Annotated in this window: 11 protein-coding genes; 4 read left to right on the forward strand and 7 right to left on the reverse strand. The window is 58.2% G+C overall.

Annotated features, from left to right (window positions below):
* Positions 1 to 22: 22 nt before the first annotated feature.
* Genes ABX74_RS16370 through ABX74_RS16380 form a run of 3 tightly spaced genes read left to right on the forward strand, consistent with a single transcriptional unit; the run spans position 23 to position 6,094 of the window.
* Positions 23 to 1,201, forward strand: coding sequence for a DUF6361 family protein (locus tag ABX74_RS16370; RefSeq protein WP_047889233.1), 1,179 nt, complete (start codon positions 23 to 25; stop codon positions 1,199 to 1,201).
* Positions 1,188 to 2,954 carry a phospholipase D family protein gene (locus ABX74_RS16375; protein ID WP_047889234.1) on the forward strand — a complete coding sequence of 589 codons (1,767 nt, stop codon included), beginning with the start codon at positions 1,188 to 1,190 and terminating at the stop codon, positions 2,952 to 2,954. Before ABX74_RS16370 ends, ABX74_RS16375 begins: the two co-directional genes overlap by 14 nt.
* Positions 2,951 to 6,094, forward strand: a complete 3,144-nt coding sequence (locus ABX74_RS16380; RefSeq protein ID WP_047889235.1) for a helicase-related protein — start codon at positions 2,951 to 2,953, stop codon at positions 6,092 to 6,094. Before ABX74_RS16375 ends, ABX74_RS16380 begins: the two co-directional genes overlap by 4 nt.
* Here ABX74_RS16380 and ABX74_RS16385 read toward each other — a convergent pair.
* Together ABX74_RS16385 and ABX74_RS29715 are read right to left on the reverse strand one after the other, a co-directional pair.
* Positions 6,070 to 7,986, reverse strand: coding sequence for a TerD family protein (locus tag ABX74_RS16385; RefSeq protein WP_047889236.1), 1,917 nt, complete (start codon positions 7,984 to 7,986; stop codon positions 6,070 to 6,072). The genes ABX74_RS16380 and ABX74_RS16385 overlap by 25 nt on opposite strands.
* Before the next feature lie 122 nt (positions 7,987 to 8,108).
* Positions 8,109 to 11,015 carry a DEAD/DEAH box helicase gene (locus tag ABX74_RS29715; RefSeq protein WP_189637340.1) on the reverse strand — a complete coding sequence of 969 codons (2,907 nt, stop codon included), beginning with the start codon at positions 11,013 to 11,015 and terminating at the stop codon, positions 8,109 to 8,111.
* Between the two features lie 90 nt (positions 11,016 to 11,105).
* Here ABX74_RS29715 and ABX74_RS16395 point away from each other — a divergent pair, with 90 nt between their 5' ends.
* The gene (locus ABX74_RS16395; RefSeq protein WP_047889237.1) at positions 11,106 to 13,448 is read left to right on the forward strand and encodes a DUF262 domain-containing protein; all 2,343 of its coding nucleotides are present in this window, start codon (positions 11,106 to 11,108) and stop codon (positions 13,446 to 13,448) included.
* Between the two features lie 777 nt (positions 13,449 to 14,225).
* On the opposite strand, the gene ABX74_RS16405 is transcribed toward ABX74_RS16395, so the two are convergent.
* From ABX74_RS16405 to ABX74_RS16425, 5 genes are read right to left on the reverse strand one after another with little or no spacing between them, the layout of a single operon-like run.
* Positions 14,226 to 14,717, reverse strand: coding sequence for a hypothetical protein (locus ABX74_RS16405; RefSeq protein ID WP_047889239.1), 492 nt, complete (start codon positions 14,715 to 14,717; stop codon positions 14,226 to 14,228).
* On the reverse strand, positions 14,714 to 15,568 hold the full coding sequence (locus tag ABX74_RS16410) for a ParA family protein (protein WP_047889240.1): 855 nt from the start codon (positions 15,566 to 15,568) through the stop codon (positions 14,714 to 14,716). Before ABX74_RS16410 ends, ABX74_RS16405 begins: the two co-directional genes overlap by 4 nt.
* A 33-nt stretch (positions 15,569 to 15,601) precedes the next feature.
* Positions 15,602 to 18,526, reverse strand: a complete 2,925-nt coding sequence (locus tag ABX74_RS16415; protein ID WP_047889241.1) for a Z1 domain-containing protein — start codon at positions 18,524 to 18,526, stop codon at positions 15,602 to 15,604.
* Positions 18,523 to 20,040 carry an ATP-binding protein gene (locus tag ABX74_RS16420; RefSeq protein WP_047889242.1) on the reverse strand — a complete coding sequence of 506 codons (1,518 nt, stop codon included), beginning with the start codon at positions 20,038 to 20,040 and terminating at the stop codon, positions 18,523 to 18,525. Before ABX74_RS16420 ends, ABX74_RS16415 begins: the two co-directional genes overlap by 4 nt.
* Positions 20,033 to 22,156: a hypothetical protein gene (locus ABX74_RS16425; protein WP_223257942.1), complete on the reverse strand. Its 2,124-nt coding sequence runs from the start codon at positions 22,154 to 22,156 to the stop codon at positions 20,033 to 20,035. Before ABX74_RS16425 ends, ABX74_RS16420 begins: the two co-directional genes overlap by 8 nt.
* Between the last annotated feature and the right edge of the window lie 21 nt (positions 22,157 to 22,177).

A 22,177-nucleotide genomic window follows, 5' to 3' on the forward strand; every position in this document is an offset into this window, starting at 1 on the left:
GACTTGATCTTGGAGTGCTCACTTGTCGCTGATCGCCTGGCTCGACACGTCCGCTGAGGAAGAACGACGAATGCGCGAACTCGTTGCGCTCTTCAGCGAACCCGGAACCCTCGACAATCTCGGTATCGGTCAGATCCGAGACGGACTCGCAGACCGCCTGTTCCCCGGGATCTCCACCGTCCAGACGCGGGCCCGCTATCTGGTCCTGATTCCGTGGACATTCCAACGAGCAGCGCTGCGCAAATCAGGTGCAGCGCTGGTCAAAGCTGCAGACCGAGAACAACGCGAGGTACTGCTCGCACTCCGCGAGGCCGGCCACACTCAGGGGCTGATCGGACGGGTCGCCGGCGCAGCGGTGCGGGTACTCCCCTCCGCGATCTACTGGAATGCACTGCAGACCTACAGGATCCTTCGCCACGACACCCGCCCACAGCACCTGCCACAGTCGCGCAAGGGGGAGGCAAATGACGACGAGATGCACGACACCTCGCCGTGGTCGACGCTCCCTCTGCCTGAGTCATTCCCCGCGGATGTGACAGACCAGGGGTTTGATCTCTCTGTGGCGGAGGCCAACTGGCTTCGCGAGCGGATCGTCGTGACCTGCGACGGTTCCTTGCTCGCTCATTTACTGAGCCAACCGACGATGCCTGACCTCAACGTCGACTACCTCTGGGATCTCGATCTGGAATCAGCACCGCAAGAGCTTCACGACCTCGTTGAAGACACCGAGCTGTTCTCGCTGGCCCTGCACGGTGCGTCACTGCTCTACAACTTGATGGTGAGCGAAGCGTACGAGCGTCATGAGTTGACAAGCGTGGAGGCACCCGCGCAGCGATACCGTAGCGAACTCTCGCAGTGGAGCGAGCAGTACTGGAATCATTCGCTTGCACCGAAATGGGACCGGTCACGGTTGTGGAGCCGTTTCCCGGCAATATCACCGCGAACGCGGCAATTTGTCGAAACCTGGATCGACGGTATCAACGATCTAGGAGCGGGAACTCCGGCAGATTCCGTCGATCTGCGAAGACTAGTCAGCGATCGCGAGTTTCAGAACAAGGGCGCGCAGTCACGTCTGACAAATGAGAAACAACTGCGACTCTGGCAGGGTGCGTCCGGGGCAAGCCGACTCCAATTCCGTTGGCCACAAGCATCACAAATACTCAGCGATATTTCCCAAGGACTGAACAATGCTGGCGCCTGACGAACGAGCCACTCTGGTCGATCAACTGCGGCCACCGGCCGGCTCACGGCTCGATCACTTGGTGGGAACCACATTCACCCTCGATCTACAGTCCGCACTGGTACCTGCACTCGCCTTTGCGTCACCGTCCCATGCGACGGATCCTCTGGCAATTCTGGCGTCTATCCGTATCTGTGCCAACACCATCGACATATTCCACCAAGCCGGACACATTCGAGTTCCTGAGAAAACGAATGCGCTCATGGCCTTCCTCGAGCCCGCAGTGCACGCCGTCCGCAGCCGCCCAGGCGCTCTCTTTCACCCTAAAATTTGGTTGGCGAAGTACATCGACGACGAGGAAGTTGTCAGTTTCCGGCTTCTCGTCCAGAGCCGAAACCTGACACGAGACAGTTCCTGGGACATGGTTGTGGCACTCGATGGCACCATGCGGAACGCTCGAAACAAGACTAACAAGCCGCTGAGGGCATTGCTGCAATACTTAGCCGACGACGCCACTGTCTCACAGTTGGAGTCGACTCGACGCCGACGTATGCATACGTTGGCCGACGACATCCGGTATGCCGAATGGACTGCACCCGAGGGCCTCTCAGATATCGAATTTCATGTGTTCGGTGTACCGGGCCATAGACCAGCGCCAAACTTCGAAGGCACCCGACACCTCGCGATTTCGCCATTTCTGGGCGATGACGGATTCGACACTCTGATTCCGGGCGATCGTGTAATCGCGGATGTCATTAGTCGCGCAGAATCTCTGGAACAGCTCCGCCCGGAAACCCTGAAGTGGTTCAGCGCGTCCTACGTACTGAACTCTGATGCTGGAATTCCTGACCCCGAATCAGACTCGGCGAATGTACTGGGCGGATTGCACGCCAAGGCGTACATCGTTGAATACAACCACTGGGCAAGACTTTTCATAGGTTCAGCCAATGCCACCGCTGCGGCGTTCAACAGGAATGTCGAGATTCTGGTTGAAATGGTCGGCGCCAAGAAGAAGTTCGGAATCGACGCCATGCTTGGCAACGGCGGACTCGGATCAATCATCAGCCCATACGAAGCCACAGGCGGCGCGGAACCGGATGAAACCGATGTCATCCGCCGCGAACTCGACAAGGCCTTGCAGGCGATTGCATCAACGCCGTTCAGCGCGACCGTCCAACCCGCTGGAGAATACTTCGACCTACTGATCGAAACTGATGTTCCCATACAACTTCCCGATGGTTACAGCGCCACGATCGAACTCACCACGCGCCCTGGATTTGCCGTAGCTATGACGTCCGACGACCCTGTCGACTTCATAAGTCCCGGGCTGAAACTGGTCGATATAATGCCGTTCCTCGCAGTTCGTGTCACCGAGCCTGGCGGATCGACTGGCAGCACAGTAGTCGTTGCCAACCTAATCAACGACCCCGACGAGCGCCTCGACGAGATCCTTGCTTCGCAGCTGAACAAGCCCGAGGATGTTCTGCGCTTTATCGCGCTAATGCTGTCCATCTCCAACGGCGGGGACAGTGCAGGCGGAGCGTTCGACCAGATGATCCGCGACCACGGATCCCAATCCGGACCACTCCCCGGCATTCTCGAGTCACTTCTACTCGCCCTTGCGACGGCGCCGACGGTCCTGACAGATATGGACGGCTTCATTCGCCGCCTCCATCGTGACGACGCACGTCGCGACCTGTTGCCGCCGGGATTCTCCGAGCTCTGGACGGATATTCACTCTGCTGCAACCGTTCTGGATCGGAGAAACGCATGAACCAGGAATTTCGCGCCGATACAGTTCTTGCCGGACTACGCGACTTTCAGCGGGACACCGTTGACCATGTATTCGAGCAGTTCTACAAACCGGATCCCAGTCGCCACTTCCTCGTCGCAGACGAAACCGGGCTAGGCAAGTCGATGGTGGCGCGCGGAATCATTGCGCGCACAATCGAACACCTCCAAGAGGACCCGCTACGCACCGAGATCAACATCGTGTACATCTGCTCCAACATCGACCTCGCGCGACAGAATCTTGAACGTCTCAATGTCACCGGAAACAAAGACATCACCCATACCAGCCGGTTGACGCTACTTGCTACCCACAACCGCAGATTGGACTCCGCGGATGACAACCTGCGTGTGCCCGTCAATCTTGTTTCACTGACTCCGGATACATCATTCAAGACGGGCCAAAGGACCGGCCGTTCCGATGAGAGGCAACTGCTGTTTCTGTTGCTCGATCGCGAGTTCCAGTTCACCCAGCCTCAACGCGTGGCTGCGCTGAAGATCCTGCAGGGTTCCGTCGCATCATTGGATACCTTCGAAAGGGACGTCGCAGTTTTCGAGGAGAAATTCGGCGATTCGATTGATCCGTCGATCTTGGAAGCGTTTGTTGCCACGATTAACGCCGGCGAACCGTCCATCGCCGACAGGTTGTTCGACCTGATGAAAAAGCCGATCAACGATCCCGGTCGAAACTCCGCCATCACGACCCTCATTGCAGATTTGCGGTACGAACTTGCTCATGCCAGCGTAAATTCACTGGCGCCCGATCTTGCGATCATGGACGAGTTTCAGCGGTTCACAGAGTTGATGGACGAGACGACATCCGCCGGCGAACTTGCGCGCCATCTGTTCGGTCACCACGGGACACGGGTACTTCTTCTGTCTGCAACGCCATACAAGCCTTATACCGAGGCCGACGATTCCGGTGCCGATCACTACTCCGATTTCACCAAGACGATTGATTTCCTCGCTGATGGTTCGAAGCTGGTGAAATCCAGTGACGTCATGGCGCTGCTAGAGCAGTTCCGCAATGCCGTCATCGAGGATCGCGAAGCCACGCAAACGATGTCAGACCTACGAAACCTCCTCTTGTCCTTGATGTGTCGCGTGGAACGCCCGGCCAATTCAGCCAACACAATGGTTCGGGAACGCAGGTCCACGATCTCTGGAATCGAACCTCGAGAATTACTCGGGTACGCGGCCCTGCGCCGCCTCGCCAGGGAACTCGACGCCCAGTTCAGCGTGGACTACTGGAAGTCCGTTCCCTACTTCGTCAACTTCATGAGCAACTATCAGTTCGGTCGGAAGTACGCTGCAACCGTCGGCAGTAGCGAGTCGCGTTTACTCGACATCAGCAGAGTCGACGCCGCTGCTGTCAGACAGTTCGCTGAGATCGAAGCGGGCAACGCTCGGACTCGAAATTTCCGCGACGATACCGTCGATACGGGCTGGGAAAAACTGCTGTGGATCCCGCCCAGCCTTCCGTACCTGGCCCCCGGAGGTCCGTTTGCTGATCCCAATCTGGCACAGACAACGAAGCGACTCGTGTTCTCCAGCTGGTCGTCAACTCCTCCCGCCGTCGCATCAATTCTGAGCTATCACGCGGAACATCGCTTGATGCAAGGACATTCCTCGATAGTTCCAAATGATCCGGATAGTCTCCGAGCCATCGGTTCACCGCTCGAATACCGCGGATCCAATCCGCAGATGACCACGCTTGCCCTCTTCTGGCCGATGCCACATCTCGCAACAATGTCGGATCCACTCGCCCTTGCTCGAGACCACGTCGACCCGGTTGATACCGTGTCCTTCGAAGCCACTGTGGTGGAGCGACTTCAGTCGACCATTCCGCGTGGTCGCGAAACTTCGACTGCGACCGGGGCACAACACTTCTATTGGTCGTGGCCGATGCATATCGATCGAGAGCAATTCGACGTGTTCGATTTCAGCTCGGACGATCAAGGATGGCTCCGCAATGTCTTACAGTCGCACCATGACTCAGATGCCGAGGCGGCTGACGAGGCAACTAGTCTCGATCCATTCCTGACCCTCGCCGAGAGCACCACAACGCTGACCGACGGTCGGATACCGCCCGACCTCGTCGAGGTAACTGCCAAACTGGCGGCGCACTCTCCGGCGAATTGCGCGTGGCGATCGCTGAAACGATTGCGGATTGCTCCGAGCGTTGCAGAAGGCGACATCTGGGGAGCTGCTGCCACTATCGCGTCAGGACTCCGATCAATGTTCAATCGTTGGCAATCCGCAGTGCTTCTGCGGCAGCTCTATCCGGACTTACCGTATTGGCGACAGGTTTTGCAGTACTGTGCCGACGGTAATCTCCAAGCAGTCCTTGACGAATATCTCGGGCAATTGACACCGACCCACGACAGTGAGCCTCTCGACGTCGATCAGATCTACGCCATCGCTAATTCTGCAGCCGAGGCGATGTCACTTCGAGTGGGTCAGAGCCTGTCGCACGACCCCATAGACGAAACCGATAACATCCGCTTCCGAACTCACCTTGCCGTTCAATACGGCGGTAAATCCGAGAGCGACGACTCGTTTCGACCGGCCCGTATTCGCCATGCATTCAACAGTCCGTTCTGGCCGTTCATCGTCATCTCTACCAGCGCCGGCCAAGAGGGAATCGACTTCCACCCTTGGTGTCACCATGTGGTGCATTGGAATACACCGTCGAACCCCGTTGACTTCGAACAACGCGACGGTCGCGTCAACCGGTTCCGTGGCCATGCTGTGCGGCGCAACCTAGTCGAGCGTCACCGGATCAGCATTTTGGGTGCTCACGACGTCCACCCCTGGACGGCCGCGTACACCATCCCGGACGAAGATCTCGGCGGGCTGGTACCGGATTGGATCTACTCTGGATCTCACAAGGTGATACGCGAACTGATGCCGTATGAGTTGAGCGTCGACGGGCCTCGACTGGAGAAATCCAAAGCCGGAGTTGCCCTCTACCGCTTGGCATTTGGGCAACCTCGACAAGAAGACCTGATCGAACTACTCCAGCATCGGGATGTGGACGCCGAAGCAGCCGCCGCAATGCGACTGGACCTCACTCCACCCTCTCGAGAAACAAATCGAGGTCAATCGTCCACTTCGACACCGTAGCCGACAGCCATAGCACCGAGTCCGTGGTTATGCCCCTGACCTACCGCCCGAAGCCGCCAAACATTTCCGCGGCGGTAGATCTCGGCGAGAACCATGGTCCGCTCGACCGTTCCGAGATCGAGTACAAATGTGGCAAATGTTCCGTCGGAACCATCAATGCTGACCGAGACTGCTCCTAAGTCGCCGAACGTCTTGTCACCATCGACTGCTGCTGCGATGACAACACGTTGACATTCCGCAGGCAAAGAGTCGAGATCTGCACGGACACTCTGCTCACTGTCACCGTCGACGGAGAGCTCGACTGCGCCGTCCTCATCCACGGTGTTGTTGTAGAAGACGAAATCTTGATCCGAATCGACCTTGTTGGTTCCGTCAAGGAGAAAGGCAACCACATCGACGTCGAATTCGTCTCCAACGTTTTCTGCCCGCCACGCAACATTGATCGACCACGACGACTGAGCGGCAGGAAGATCGACGACCTCGCCACGCATCAAAATCGGTGCAGACAAGCGTGATTCGAGCCTCATGTGGGCGGGAACTACACCCGAGACCAACGCCTCGTTGACGTCGGATTCCGTGATCTTAGGAAGCCCTCGATCCGTGACCCTCGCCATCCGCTTGTCGGATTCACCGCCTTCCAACACCAAAACCTCGGTGACCGCGGTTGTGAAGTTGAGAGACGGACGAGCACCGAGCTGCAGGATGCGCGACCGCATGATCACGCCGTCGAGATGGGTACCGCCGAGAATCAGAACGCGACGCCCCTGCCACGCCTTCGCCTTGCGATTCGCGAGCGGGGATGCAGTCGCGATCGATGATGGCCGTACCCCGGAGGTCGATTCGTCGGGACGAGGTTGCGCAGACACGATCATCTCCGGCACCAGAACCACCTCGCGCTGGACCTCGACTTCCGGCGCTGTCATCGTGTCAGGCACGGGTTCAACAGTGCTCACTCCCACGGAAGCGCCCTCAATCTTGATCTCACCCGGCACTGCACGTTCCAACAAGTGCTCCAACTGCTGCTCCGAGATCACGGGAATTCCATCCGACTCGGCCTTACGTACTTTCGAGCTTTGAGATGCAGTGTTGTCACACACCAGAACACTCGTCTGTCGGCTCACGGTATTTGTGAACTCGAATCCCGCGTCCGTGAGGCGGGCAGCCAGCGTAGCCCGGGGTGCGGATGTCGGACCACTGATCGCTATCTTCATTCCTTGGACCAAGCCGTGAGTCAGATCGAGGCGTCCGGGGTTGGTGAATGACGACGGCACTCGCTTGATCTCGCGAGAGTGGACCGTGGCCCGGCGGTCCTTACACCCCACCACTGGAAGCGGAAGTTGCAGCGTTTCCGCGAGAGATGCGCTCCTGCCGAAGACCTCGACGAGTACCCGCGCATCGTCGTAGGCGTCGTGCGCATTGACCTGTTCTATCTTCCAATACTCGGCCAGTGTTGCGAGCCTGTGATTGGGTACGTCCAGCTCCAGGCGTCGCGAGAGCGCCAAAGTACACAGCCGCTTCTCTATCGGGGTGCCAAAACCTGCGCGTTGAAACTCTGCGTCGAGGAAGCCGTAGTCGAACGACGCGTTGTGTGCCACCATGGTCCGGCTTGAGAGCAAGTCGGCGAATTCCTCAGCAATGTCTTCGAAACGCGGCGCACCAGCCAAGCGGTCGGGAGTGAGGTTGTGAACGTGGACGGGCCCCGGATCGCATCCTGGATTGAGCAGAGTCGAGAACTGACGCTCTACGGAACCATCCTCACGCAGTACTAATGCGGCGATACTGAGCACACGATGGGATGCCGACCGCATCCCCGACGTCTCGACGTCGAGAACAACCCAGCGGTGGTCCGCAGGCAGACGAAGCGTCTCGGCGTGGCTCAACGCACTAGTCATTCGGTACCTCCCATAACGCCCATCAGCTGTTCGACTGCGGGCACCAATCTCACCTGGATATCATCGCGCATGGGGCCGACACGTCGGTTTTCGACCCGGGCCAGGCGCCAAATTACTAATCGTTAGCGCCCTTTGCCGACTGATTGTGCCAATGAAATTCCAGATCCGTCGTCAACTATCCAATCGATCCATCCATTGCATTCGACGTCGTCGCCGGCAATTACCGATTTGGCAGCAGTCGCCGCGCCACCCGGATCTGCGAACGTTCGCCCTTCCAGTACTTGGAACCCAGCAGCGCGTGTGACCTTTACTCCGCCCCCAACCTGGTCGTAGAGCGCCACGACACGGTATCCCTCAACATCCATATAGATGCGAATGCTGTTCTTGGTCGCCAGCGTCCGTACGACGACCTTCCGAGTGCTTGCTCTCAGCGACAATGAATTCTGGCCTACTGAATTCGAGTTGGTCGCATGCTTCGCCGGAGTTTTAGGCAACGGCGACGTCAGAGCAATTCGTGGGACTGCGATATTTGTCTTTGCAACACCACCAGTGCCACACCCAATGTAGTCCCAGCGATCGCGGCCGCTCACCACAATCGATCGCGGAATCGGATGCACTTGACGTGTCAGTCCCGGATTCGCGATCATCCATTCGTCGATTTCGTTGCGGACCGACCGTGAAATATCGAAGGCCGAACATATGTAATGGGCCTGGGGCTGTTCAGAGGGATCGACAAAGATCCACGACGTGGCGTGAGTGTCATCAAGCGATCGATTTCCGTCATCTTTCGATGCGAACCAATCACCTGCTGTGGGGGCCAGCACTCGCGCAACGCGACGGATACCGTCTGAGCCAATGACAGTCAAAGCAGTCCGACGTGAGTTCTCGACCAAAGTGGCTCCACCGCCCTGCGCTTCGATTGCTTCGATCAGGGCGCGAAGTTCCTGATCACTTGGGGGCACGACTGCTTGCTTAGGAGGTTTATCAGCAACGACCTCGACGCCGGGCGCCGAATGGTCGACCCGTGATTCGAGTACCTGAGAGCTACTTCCTGCCAAAGACTCCCATAGTTCTGCCAACCTTTGAAGAGAAACACTCTCGAGCGGAGTGCCATTCGCAGCACAGCGCAGCTGCTTCAGTCCGGGATTGGGCGCGATAGCTGCTCGGGTATCCCTGAGCGCCCACAGCCGCGCAACACGATCTTTCCGACTCGTCCGGTCCTGCCCACCGTCACCGACCAACACGCCATCAACCAAGGTCCAGCTGATGCGTCCTTCCAAGTTTCCTGCCATAAGAGTTTTTCGGATCTCGTCATCAGGCAATAATTCAATCAGTTCATCCCAAGTTGCAAGCCCCTCAAAATCGTCGAAAACGTCGAGGATGGCTTCCTTCGTCCAGCTATTGGACTCCGACGCAGTCACGGCTGCATGATCCGGATCGAACTCGGTCGGATCGCTTTTCACAGCCGCATCTAGTACTTCTGCAGCAATGTTCATTTCTACGTCTTCTGGACGCTCCAACAACCAACGTCTCAGCAAAGCTGCTGCATCTGCACCGCTTACTGAACGTACCTCGTCGGCAATGTCCAAGATCTGTCTAAGAAATGTTTCATGCGCACCCGACGCCGGATCCTCCGAGGTACCTTCGACATACGCAATTGCAAAGATCGCATGGCGGCCATCATGTTTGGGCCGAATGATCCGGCCCATCCGCTGGACCATCTGACGCCGGCTTCTACTTGCCGCGAGAATGAGCCCGAGTTCTGCTTCTGGTACGTCAATTCCCTCGTCCAAAAGCCGCGGCGTCGCAAGTGCAACCACCTCGCCGACCCTAAATCGTCCCAGCAACGCTGCTCGTTCAGCAGGTTTCATCCCACTAGTCATCGCTTCCGCAGCAACACCTTGGTCTGCGATCATCGCTGCCGCCGCTTCAGCGGCCGCCACTGTCTCAGAAAAGAGAATCGACCGAGCAGGCCCCCGCATTGCGGAGCCAATCTGTCTGAGCAGATCCAGCTTTGCATGGCTCTGAGCGAGAATAGAGCGCCGATCATTGAATGCCTTCATGAACTTTCGCGCCAGAAATGTTGCAGGACCGGCATTTTCGTCATTCGATAGTCGATCAACTTCTTTCATGAATAGCCCGAACGGCTCGGCGGGGATGCCACAGTTGTTGATCAACTTCGTGCGCGCGGACCTTGCCCGCTCGTCAGCATCTTCGTAATCGTGACGCTCCTTCGGAGTGAACTGAACCGCTATGTTCACTACTCGGACAGGAGCGAGGATCCCCTCTTCGTAACCACGCCGGTAGTCACAACCGTCGATGGTCGATCCGAAATAGGGACTCAGTATTGTATCGATCGAATCATCACTGCGTTCATAGGTCGCCGTCAAACCGAGCCGCTCCTGAAAGTCATCGGTCAGTGCCCGCGCAAAAGCCGAAGCCCCGTAACGGTGCACTTCATCCGCCACCAGCAGACAACCGGAGGTAGCAGGGAACGATTCACCGCGAACTGCGGATTGAACGGTCGAGATCAAAATGCGATGCGAGTCAAGCGTATCCCTGAACTTGTCACCTCGCCGACCAATTTTTGTGTTTGGGACAGCTCGCTGAAGGACTGAATGCCATTGCTCCATCAGGTCTATTCCAGGCACTAGAACCAGGCTCCGGAGCCCTCTCGAATACGCATCTGCAATCGCAGCCACGCCGACGGCCGTCTTACCCGTTCCCGTGACAGCTTCTACAACGCCACCTCGCCCCGCCACAATCCACTCCTGAAGCGCATGTTCCTGCCACTTTCTTAGTGGCTGTTCAAGGTAGTTGCGTGCAATCGGGAACGCCCTCCCGCTCAGCACATGCCACTTGCGAGACATGCCGCCATCATGATCAAACACGTCCGGGTGGTCGAACAATATTCGCTCCACCAGACTGGCCGTGCAACTCGATTCCGCGAGCCGGCCTACCAATTCCTCTACCGAAGACTCGGGGACTTCCCGTAGCAAGTTCAGCACGCGCGACGACACGGTTAGCACTTGGCGCCCCTCCCTCATGTCAGACAGCTCGACTAACGTGTCATTTTGTTCCCTAGAGATATCACCACACACCGACACCAAGGATGCGCAATGGATGCTCGACCCCACACCATCCGAGAAATATTTGGTTCGGACGAGTGTCTGATCGTCCCGATCTTTCAAAGACCATACGTATGGAAAGAAGATCGTAACTGGGAACCTCTATGGAACGACGTCGCGAGCATGGTGACGCTGTTCGCGGATGACGACGACGCCAATCCTCACTTCCTCGGGGCGGTAGTTCTGGATCATCTCAAGGCCACGAAAGGCTCGATTCCGTCGCGTCAAGTTGTGGACGGTCAACAGCGCCTCACCACATTGCAAGTGCTACTTGCAGCAGTGAGAGATGCATTTACGACGCGAGGTGTTCCCGACCGATACATAAATGCACTGCGCCAGCTCACACGTAACCAAGACGAACTATCCACTGACCGCCATGCACGCTTCAAAGTCTGGCCGACGTTAACCGATCGTGGTCCGTTTTCAACCATCATCGTGGCGGACACTCAGCACCAGATCGACGAACTACTCACCGACAGCGATTCTGATTCGGTACTCCTTGACGCATACAGGTACTTCTTTCGACGTGCCCTCCAATGGCTCGAAGAGTTCGTTGGATCCGAGGCCCAAGATTCCGCTGCCAATTCGCTGGTAAACGTCCTCCGCGATGGGCTGCAACTAGTCGTCATCAATCTCAGCCAGCACGACAATGCACAAGTGATCTTTGAGAGCCTCAATGACCGTGGCACACCCCTGCTTCCGAGCGATCTCATCAAGAATCTCCTATTCCAACTAGCAGAGTCTTACGGCCATGACCCCGAGACCCTTTACAACCTCTACTGGCAACCGTTGGAATCGAAGGCATGGAAATCAGAGATCCGGCAAGGCCGACTGAACCGATCGCGGCTCGACGCCTTTTTCGCCCACTATCTGACGATGCGGCTGGGCAAGGAGATCCTGGCACCAGCACTCTTCACTCAATTTCGCACCTTCACAGCAACGCTTAGTCGCGAAAGAATTCCGGATCTGATGTCCGAGATCAAGCGATTCAGCAGCATTTACGAGAACCTCACGGAATCGAAGGGTGAAAGTTCCGATGAGACACTCTTCCTCTCCCGCCTGAGCGTGCTTGATACAACCGTGATCACACCAGTATTGTTGTTCTTATTTGACAGCTATCCATCACACGAGAGAAGTGCAGCCCTTCAACTGCTCGAATCATGGCTGGTCCGCCGAATGGTATCCAGACTGACCAGCAAAAACTACAACCGCATGATGCTTGAGCTCCTCCACCTACTGAAGCGGCGAACAGAACCTCCTACCACGACGATCCGCGAGTACCTGCTAAACCAGTCCGCGGAATCCGGGTTTTGGCCGACCGACGAGGCCGTTCAAGATGTACTCCTTACGCAACCGATTTACCGCCAACTGACCCGAGCACGAATTCGACTCGTGCTGGGTGGATGCAATCGAGCGCTGGCACCCACGGAAGAGTCCGCTACCTCTGACCTGGCTATCGAATACCTTCTAGCACCCAATCTTCGGGACGCTCCAGACGAAATTCTCGACACGTTAGGCAACCTAACGCTATTGCCGAAGAAGCTTGGCGCAACAGCTTCCACTGCGTCTTGGGAGAAACGACGGTCATTGATTCTGGAGACCACCCCATCTGGAGTCAACCAACTGCTTCCACTCGATTTCGGGCCCCAGCAAATTCTGCAGCGGAGTGTCAGACTTGCCGATTCCTTCTGCAAAGAGTGGCCGCACCCGCTCTCCATCCCTGTTCCAGTCTCGGTCCCTTCAAGTCGACCCACGCCGAACGACCGACCTCGAATAACACCTCCTGCCCCGCCTCAGGTGGATATCGCCAGCCATGTCAACGAAGTGTTCAGATCGATGCCGATCGGCACTGTGCTGACCTCTGTACAAATTGCCAGTCTGCCGTCAGCTTTCTTCGGGCTAGGTCAGCTCAGGGCCGACCACGTTGAATCAGGTTTAAGACTGTTGCCGGGCTATCTCAACATTATCGAACGAAATCCTCTGACAATCGAAAAGATATATGTTGCAGCACTTGCCAAAGAATCTCAGCCTCCAGATCCCGCAATCAAGCGAAAACACTACACCGAAACAATTCAGGTCCTCCTCAATCAAGGATTGTTACAACCCGACGACGAACTCGTCTATCGCGAACCGAAGAAGAACCTTGTCCATCGAGCCCGCGTTCGACATGACGGTGCGATCTTCGCTGGTGGGCGCGAGTTTTCTTCCGTATCAGCAGCACTCACGCACTCAGTCGGCCGGTCGGCGAACGGATGGGAATGGACCGTTGTTCGGACCAACCTAACGCTGAGCGATATGCGAATCCAGGCTCAGGCACCGAAGTTCAGCAGCTAGCTGGTCATTTTTGCACCGTGCAAAAATACGCAAAGCCAGCGGACCAAGAACTACAGCCACAACCGACTTTCAGCAAGTGCATCACACCCACACCTCAGGAGCTAATGGTGAGTCAAAATTACTGGCACAAATCGGCTTTCATGAAGACTCGGCACGCCTGCACACTCGTCGCGCTTGCAGGTCTACTGGCGCTCTCAGCCTGCTCGACACCTCCAGCCGAAACCGCACCCTCGACGACCGCAGCCTCGTCCACTCCTCGATCGGAGGCTACAGCGAATCCCCCGACTACCCCAATCACATCCGACGTCGTGGTCACGTCAGTAACCGCGACTGCTGTTCAATCCATTCCACCCACCACCGAAGCGCCTACTCCCGCGGCGCCGGTCGTGGTCGAATGTCTACAGGGCACACCCGGCCCTGCGCGGATGAGCGACGGAACGATGGCATTTTCACAGTGGTGCTTCGATCAACTCGGAGGAAACAAATACTTGGAGAGCGAGCGCCAGGCAAATACCTTCAATTGCGACGGGACTGTCTGCCGAAATCCGTACACGGGTGGTTCATATCCAGATCCGAATGCAACCGTGCCAGTTACTACCGTGAGAACCGCAACTCCGGCTGAAGTTATCCAAAACCAACAAGGCGTCGCCGAATCAGGATGCTCGACGTCGGGTTGCATTCAGACCTACTTCGGATGCCGCGATGGGTACATAACCGGAGAAGTTTGCAGTCGGTGGGGATTCTGAATCGGCCAGAGAGTCAAGGCGTCACCAGCCCCTACCTGAACGCACTCCCCTTCGAGGTAAGAGTCTTCACCCGCTCGACAGTCCAGATCGCAAGCACATCCACTTTGCGCTTGCGACCCGTCTCCTTGTGCGTATCCATTTCCTGCTCCGCGATGATGTCCTTGATCCCGTCGGCATCGAGGGCCGAAAGACGCTCCAAGAGAGCCTCTTCCCCATCAAGCTTGAAGACCTCGAACGGGTCGAAAGCCCCCGGCTCCCGCTTCACCTTCGGAGCCGCAGCACGACGACGCGGCGCCGGCGCAGAAGCAGGTACCACAACGGCGGATCCATCCGACGGAACTGCGAAAGCGCTTTCGATTGCCTTCGCGAAGCGCGGGGTACGGGCAGCTTCCTCTGCAACTACCTGAACCAGTTTGGCCAGCAACACCGATGCCGAGGCATTGGTTGCTCCCAACTTGAGGAGCGCTGCACCGGTTTCCTGCACCTGCACGCGACGACGCGCCTCATCGATACCCGCACTCATAGCTTCGCCTGCGCTTCCGTGAGAATGTTCTGCGTACTTGCACGCATCTGATCGAACTGACCTGCATTGCCGTACTTCACCTTCAAAGTGCTGTACGGGTGAAACTCCGCCGACGCGGCAATCTGATTCGACTCCGCGAGATACTCCGGCAATACGTGAGGGACGTTGGGATCGCGTCGAAGATTTCGCACAGTCGTGCGGTGCACCGCCGAGTTGGACTTGTACTTGGTGATCACCAACCCGAGTTCGAAGAGTTCACGGCCGAGTTCTTTGCCGAACTTCGCGATGTGCGTCTGGATCTGCGGAATGCCGTACGTGGAGAGCACATCCGGGATCGTGGGGATCACGTAGCCGTCAGCCATGGCCAATCCGTTGAGTGTGATCGGCCCGAGATTCGGCGGGCAATCGATCAGAACGTAGTCGTAGTACGGCATCACCGGGGCGACGGCATCCCTCAACAATTCAACCGGCTTGGTGGAGTTCCGATCAGCAACCCGAAGGGCACTGATCTCCTCCTGTAGCTCGATCAAATCGAGAGATGAGGGAAGCAGATCCACACCCGTCACTCGCTTGACCGGAGAAACTCCGCGCTGAATCGAGGCTTCAAGATCGAAGTTCGACGTGCCATCGACGGCGTCGCGGAAAATGGTTGCGCTGGTCAGCCCTTGCTTGTTGAGTTCGAGCCAGTGATCCTCACTGATCATCATCGTCGTCAGATTGATCTGCGCATCGAGGTCGATCAACAGCACGCGCTGACCGAATTCGAGCGACATGAACTCGGCCAACCCCGCGGTGATCGTCGTCTTACCGACGCCGCCCTTGAGGTTGATCGTCGCAATCGTCTTAGCCATCAGAACCCATTCCTGTCTCCCACCACAACACACCTAGTTCGCATCGACGATCGCCCCTGTCCCTGACTGCTTCACCCGAAAACCGATTCGCCCCAACGGCTCCGCCGCGTGCGGAAGCGCGTACGAGAACAACGTCGCAAAATCGCGCGAGTCCACGGGACCAGCCTGTGCCCGTTTCAACTGACGAGGAGCCGGATCGTTCGCCAATACCAGAATCAATGCACCGCGAGTCTTCCGATGAAGTGCACCCGCAAGCGGTCCACCGTTCTTCTTCGGGCTGCCCGCAATGTGCTCGATCGCATCGCGCTCACGGACGGCCGTACCGGTGAAACCTGTTCGGTACTCGCGTTCCTGACGCTTGCGATTGACGATCGGAAGTTTCTCGTGCCAACCCTTGATCTCGATCGGCTCCCGGGTCTTGGGGTACGGCAGCAGAACTGCGAAGTCTTCGAGCAATCCGGATTCGATTGCGGTCGAGAGCGCTTCGCGGTGGGGACCGAAATCCCACCCGTTCGCCCACTCGAACTGGTCGACGGCCTCTAACACCACATGGGCAGGGACAATGCCGTATCGCGCAGTGAACGATCGCGAAACATCATCCTTGTCAACGAAATTGAAGGACCCTGTTTCGCCCAACGACTTCAATAATGGTGCAACCGCGTCGAAGTGCCGAGCGTTGATCGAACCGTCGCCTCGCGGGGGCTGCATCGTGAAGCTGAAACTTTCACCACCCATGCCTCGATAAACCAGATCGGCGTTGAACATCTTGTTTCGAGCCGTTGGTCTGAGCCACGGCAGCTGCTGAAACACCATCGGCGGCACATCGCGTGGAGTGACCCACGGTTCGCCCTTCTCGTTCACGCCGCTGAATCTGGTGAGCTCGTTCCGGAACTCCTGCTCGTCCCGAACGATCGCCTCGAACGCCTTGTACATGTCGTAGTCCGCGCCGGCGGGTCCGCCAACCGTGCGGCCGATGAACAGGCGCACCAAGTCTCGGTACCCGGGGCGGAATCCGAACCATCGTCCCATCTGCATCAATGTGTCAGCTTGGCCCGTTCGACGCGTGTAATAAGTGATGGTCAGGCCCTCGACCGTGAAGCCGCGACTCAGCTTCGTGCCGCCGACCAGAATCTTCCACACGCCGCGTTCCTGGAAATCGAGGGAGTCCTGTTTGTAGTCCTTCTCGGCCGCACCATTGACCACGATGACGGGGCTGGTTCCCTCGGAAATCTTGTCGTAGGCGGCGCCGATGAACTCCTCCAGCACACCGAACGAGCTGGGATTAGCCGACCCGCTACCACGCACAGCACTCACCACAGCAAAGTCCTCGGACCAGAGCTTTTCCAGCCTCGAGAGACTCTTTGCCTGGCTGTACCCCGCCGACTTCCACAAGGCCTTGAAATCGTTGGCCACAGCGTCGTGCTCGGCCTGCTTCACCGATTCGTGCACCAACATCGTGTGGTGCCGATACTGCTTGGCGCCCTTCGATTCCCGGAAAAGCTTGATCGCCCCGGTCAGGACAAACGAGTCGAGAGCCCGCAATTGTTCGGCAGAACGATCCTCGTCGCACTCGGCCCGGAGATCCCGTACGTACGCTTTCTGGTTCGAATTGGCCGGAGTCTTGTCGTCGCCTTCGAGATCGTCGAGATCGTGGAAGTCCGCACCACCCATGTACGGGCCGGGCCGCTCGAGACTGACGATGAAGTCCGAAGGAAAGACGTTGACGCTGTCTTCCGGATCGACAAACACATTGGCAAAAGGTGTTGCGGTGTAACCGATGTACTGGGCACGTTTGAGTAGACCGAGGATCTCAGCGATCTGACCGTTGATTGCCGTCCGCTCGATCTGCTCGGTTTTCATCTTCTTCGGATCAATTGTGTTCACCGATGCCTGATCGGCTTCGTCGTCGATGATCAGGGCAGGGATCTGATCGAGTTCGGTCGGGACTTTCTTCAGATCGGCCACCAGCTTCTTGAGGCTGGAGACGTTCTTCTTCACGACCGCGATACGAATATTGCTCGGGTACAGATTCTTCGGATCATTCAGAGGAAGGGAGTGATCCACTGTTTCGAAGTGCAGTGCGCTCAGGCCCGCGAGCAGGCTCTTGTAGTCAAAGGTCGAGGTGGTGAGCCGGCGGATAGCCGGGATTTCATTAGTCTTGTTCGGATCGATTTCGTGTTCGAGAAAGTTCCCGTTTCGCCAGTCCTCGTCGTTGGCGTAGTCGTCGTCCACACCGGCACTGATGTTTTGACGACCGACCAATTCCATGTCGAGGCGTCGCTGAGTCTGGCTCCGGAGAATCTCGATCGTGCCGGTCAGAACGATGACCAAGCGGTATCCAGCGTCGATCGCCTTGGCCACTACGCCACTGAAATTCGCCGTCTTCCCGCTCTGGACGTAGCCGACCACCAAACCTTTGGACTGATACGGCTCCGGCCTGGTTGGGTCGGCGAGTCGATGCACAACCTCGGTCGTTGCGATGTCCAGCTTTCCGATTGTCGCCTCGTCCCAGTTCTTGTCGGCTAAAACTCGCTTGTAAGCGCGCCAATAGAAATCGTGCTCGCGCCGGCGCTCGGAGGTGTACCAGGGGTCCCACGGCTGCTGAGCCGCAATGACAACGGGCCCACCTTCGCGAGGGAAGCGCGCATCCATCTCGGCGTGCGCGTCGACCGGCAATCCCAACAAATCGTAGATCCGAGCCCGCCGTTCCGGACTTTGCGGAACAGTCGAGCCCACCCACGTCTCGACACTTTCCGCATCCCACTGCCGCAGACGCGAGGTGAGCGCCGTTCGTACACCGACAGCACTGTCGTCGAGGAACACATCGATGATGTCCGCGATGGTCAGGCCGTCCGGATAGCTCGCTCGCAGGCGCGCGTTGACCGGGTACAGCACGTTCTCGGGCGGAAACCCGTCACCGAGTTCACGTGCAACCGCACGGAATACTTCATCACTCACTGCACTACCTGCTCCCGGTGCGCTGCCACTGCGGAAATCAACACTTCCTGCCACGCCTGCAACTTTTCCCTCTGACGAGCGCCGATTCTGGTTCCTTCGAACATCTCACTCACCAACAGGAAGACAAGAGTCTTGAGCACCGGAGCATCAGCCGGGTCGAGACTGCGACGTCCGAGCAGATCACGCCGAAAACGCGCATTGATCCACAAAGTACGAGTCTTGAGGTCGACTTCGAAGAACTGATCACGCGCCAAAGCTCGCCAACCCACGGCAACAGGATCATCGCCGACACTGAATTCGAAGGCGTCGCTGAAGGAATCGAGCACGTCTTCCGGAAAGCCGGATGCCGGCTCGATGACGCTGATCGGCCGAGGTGCAGAACTACGGGCTGCCCGCACCGCGCGCTCGGCGTCGCTCAAATACGAGCGGAATCCACCGTTCCCCTCCGTGAAGACGGCCCCGTCGACGGCAGCCGACGCAGTGGCATCAAGCGTCACCCCCGATTTCTCGGGATTGATTGTGATGTGCTGCAGCAGAGAATCGTTCAGATCGACGGTAATTCGTGCCAATCCGTAATCCGGTCGACCCCGCACTATCGCGTTCCAGCCGCCGATCTGCAGGAGTCGATCGTGCCGATAGAAGTAGAGCCCCTGCTGATCGCGGCCGGGGGCGCCGTGGATACGGAATTCCGGTGCATTACTCCGAGCGGGCCACACGTGAGCTTCGGCGGTTACTGCGGCACCGGCGATCGACACGGTAAGTGTCCGAGGGTAGTTGAGGTCACCGGTGCGCGGATACCGGAACGGGTCGATGGCGCTGACCTTGCGCAGCGCGCCAGCGCGTCCCGCTTCGACGTCGAAGACATCGACAGTCAGAGCAATCCGGCCGGATTCGATGAGACGGTGAAATACGACGCCGAGATGACTGCGCACGTCGTTGATGGTCTGTTCGAGCCAGCTGGTCTGCTCGTCCGCGTGTGCGGACATGAGAAAGGTTGTGATGCCGCGCCATTCGACAATAGTTCCGGTGTCGAACGGAAAGCGAGGCGTGACTGCATCGAAGAATTCGGCGGCTTGCCGGTCCTCGATCACCGCAACTAACTGACGCCCCTGCACTGAGGCGGAGTCGATCTCGCGGCCCTGCGTCGGGTGCCCCGACTTTCGAGACCACACTCGTAGCAAACGAGCCTGACTCAACGACGCTGCCTTCATCCCCACACCGAAATGACCCAGGTCCTCGGCGGCATAGTCGCGTCGACGGCCGTAGGTCATCGCAGCATCGATGGTGTCACTGTCCATGCCGGAGCCGTTGTCGATCACCATCATCGACACGATCCGTGTGCCGTCCTGAACGAACCTGATCAGCACGTGGGAGGCCGAGGCGTCGAGGCTGTTGTCGATCAGATCGGCGAGCGCTGTCGCGATGGTGTGGTGCAAACCGATGGCGCCGGCAAGGGACTCGTCCGCCGCAAGGATCTTGGTGCCTACTATGCGGGTGTCCGCGACGTCAGTCATGAGATGGATCCTTACCCTCTGCCTCGTCGATTTCGGATGCTTCGCCGCGCCTCCACGCCGCCTCCAAGAAGTCCAGAATCACGTCCTCACCACGATCTTCGTACGCGCGCAGTATCTTTCGTGGACGGTCTTCGCCGTCCAGACACACGGCTTCGGCAAGGATCCGCACCACATGTCTCTCGGCAGTTCGCAATGGCTCGCGATTGCCAACCTCTGCGAGTGCCTGACGTAGTGGGTCGAGGTCAGAGTGGACGATCGCCGGTCGAACCACGCGGAAGGTTCCGTCTTGCCACAGCTCGAGCAGCACGTCTTCGCCCTCGACAGCGGAGAGTTCACGCAGGAATCGGCGGATAGTGCCGAACGTCGGCTGTGCTCCAGTCCACCGAACTGCTTGAACGCCGAGGTGGCTCTCCAACTCGATGGTCTCGCCGCGCGCACAGCCCGCAGCGACCGCAACACCGGCGGGCACCGCAAACCCGGAACCCCGTAGATGATCGGAGGTCACGGTCAGTCGATACCGCCACGTACTGCCTGACCGGTACAGGCGGCGAGTCAACTCTGGCGTCTTCGCAGTGTTACGTGTCCGCTTGCGCCGGACGATCCCGTCACCACCAATGTTGAACTCACTGGTTCCTTCAGCCTCTCCCGAAGAAACCGATTCCTCCCCAACGGAATCCGCACTTCCCCAGGCGTGCAGCCGCCACACTGCGCCGTCGAGCGTCACGCGATCGTCGGCCTCGAGCGCGCGCTCGATCGACCGGTCACTGCGATCGGACTTCAGCAAGTCCACTAGCTCGACGACGGTCTTCGGCGATCCGACGGCTTCGAGCGCGCCGACTGCCAGATCGGAGATCCGACGCGCACGCGTCAGCGCAGACTCCGCCACTACGACGACCCCGCACCACGCAAGCCACTTCTCCAGTTCGCCGCGTGACATCGACACCACTTCGGCGACGTCGTCGAGTGCAACCACACCGTTGGGGGACTCAAAGTCTTCCAGCAAGGTCTGAGTGCGTTTCTTGGCCTCCGCGACGCCCGGAGCGGCAGCCCAACCGTCAGTCACCTCGAAGTAGTCGTCGAGACGGTCCAGAACCAACCACAGCGGAACTCCGTAACCAGGCACCTCCGCCGCGATGCTCGGATGCACGTCGAGGAGGCGATCAAGCGAAGCTACCGGCTGAATCTCGACGCGCAGGCTGCCAAGCAGGTTCCCCACCGCCGTCCCGAATCCGCACGCCGCGTTGAGTTTGGCTTTCACGTCGGCCTCGATCTGCCCGACTCGCCCCGAGCCCACTCCGAGCTTGGCTCCGATCGCTCCCCTGCGCTGCGGAACTCGCGCCACGATCCGCTCACGCAACACCAACGACTCCCGCTCATCCAGCTGCGAGAAGAGATTGTCGATCTCGTCCATCGCGTCAGTACGGTCGGTGTCGGGCAAGTCGTTTGGCGTCAGAGCCGAGATCCGGGCGGCAACTTCCTGAATCGAGGCCGGAGATTCATCGTCGATCTCGACGGTGACGAGTGGTCTGCTGTCCTGGCCTCGGACCCGTCGCCACATTGCCAGCTGAGCGAGATCGTCGAGCAGCGCTGTGATCGCGGGTGGGGCAACTGCTTCCTCAGCGGTCTCGACGCGGGCGAGCGGAGTCGTCATGACCGCACAGACCAACAGGTTGAGCACTATGTCGTGCACCGTCTGTTCGCTAGTTCCGCGCACGCCGAAGATCTCAGCGGTCGTGTGCGTCAGCAGTCCGCCGATTGCTTTGTCGGTGGTGAGCCGTGACAACGCCGTCACTGCGCGAGTATCGAGACTCAACACCTCCAGCGGGAGATCTTCACCAAGGAGCGGAAAGCTCTCTTGTAATACCGCTGCCGCGTGGTGAGCGATGTAGAGGGACGCCAGCTCGGAGAGAACCTTCTCGAGATCGACCTCGAGAACAGTGAACGACGGCGCTTCGCTGAACCACCAATCAGGCGACGGGGCCAGCGGCTCGAGCAGCGCAGCACGATCGGATACGTAGTCGTCCAACCAAGGAAACAGATCGACCCACAGCGTCTGACTCAGCTCGTTCGCGGGAAGCGAGTTCACACCCAACGTCAACGCACTACTCCCACTCACGGATACTTTCATTGCAGTCAA

The organism is Rhodococcus sp. ARP2 (assembly GCF_001029585.1).
Lineage (GTDB): Bacteria > Actinomycetota > Actinomycetes > Mycobacteriales > Mycobacteriaceae > Rhodococcus_F > Rhodococcus_F erythropolis.

Bases quoted from the DNA above. Each gene is read 5' to 3' on its own strand.
- ABX74_RS16375 (WP_047889234.1), top strand. From the start codon at position 1,188: ATGCTGGCGCCTGACGAACGAGCCACTCTGGTCGATCAACTGCGGCCA.
- ABX74_RS16380 (WP_047889235.1), top strand. From the start codon at position 2,951: ATGAACCAGGAATTTCGCGCCGATACAGTTCTTGCCGGACTACGCGAC.
- ABX74_RS16385 (WP_047889236.1), bottom strand. From the start codon at position 7,986: ATGACTAGTGCGTTGAGCCACGCCGAGACGCTTCGTCTGCCTGCGGAC.
- ABX74_RS16395 (WP_047889237.1), top strand. From the start codon at position 11,106: ATGGATGCTCGACCCCACACCATCCGAGAAATATTTGGTTCGGACGAG.
- ABX74_RS16405 (WP_047889239.1), bottom strand. From the start codon at position 14,717: ATGAGTGCGGGTATCGATGAGGCGCGTCGTCGCGTGCAGGTGCAGGAA.
- ABX74_RS16410 (WP_047889240.1), bottom strand. From the start codon at position 15,568: ATGGCTAAGACGATTGCGACGATCAACCTCAAGGGCGGCGTCGGTAAG.
- ABX74_RS16420 (WP_047889242.1), bottom strand. From the start codon at position 20,040: ATGACTGACGTCGCGGACACCCGCATAGTAGGCACCAAGATCCTTGCG.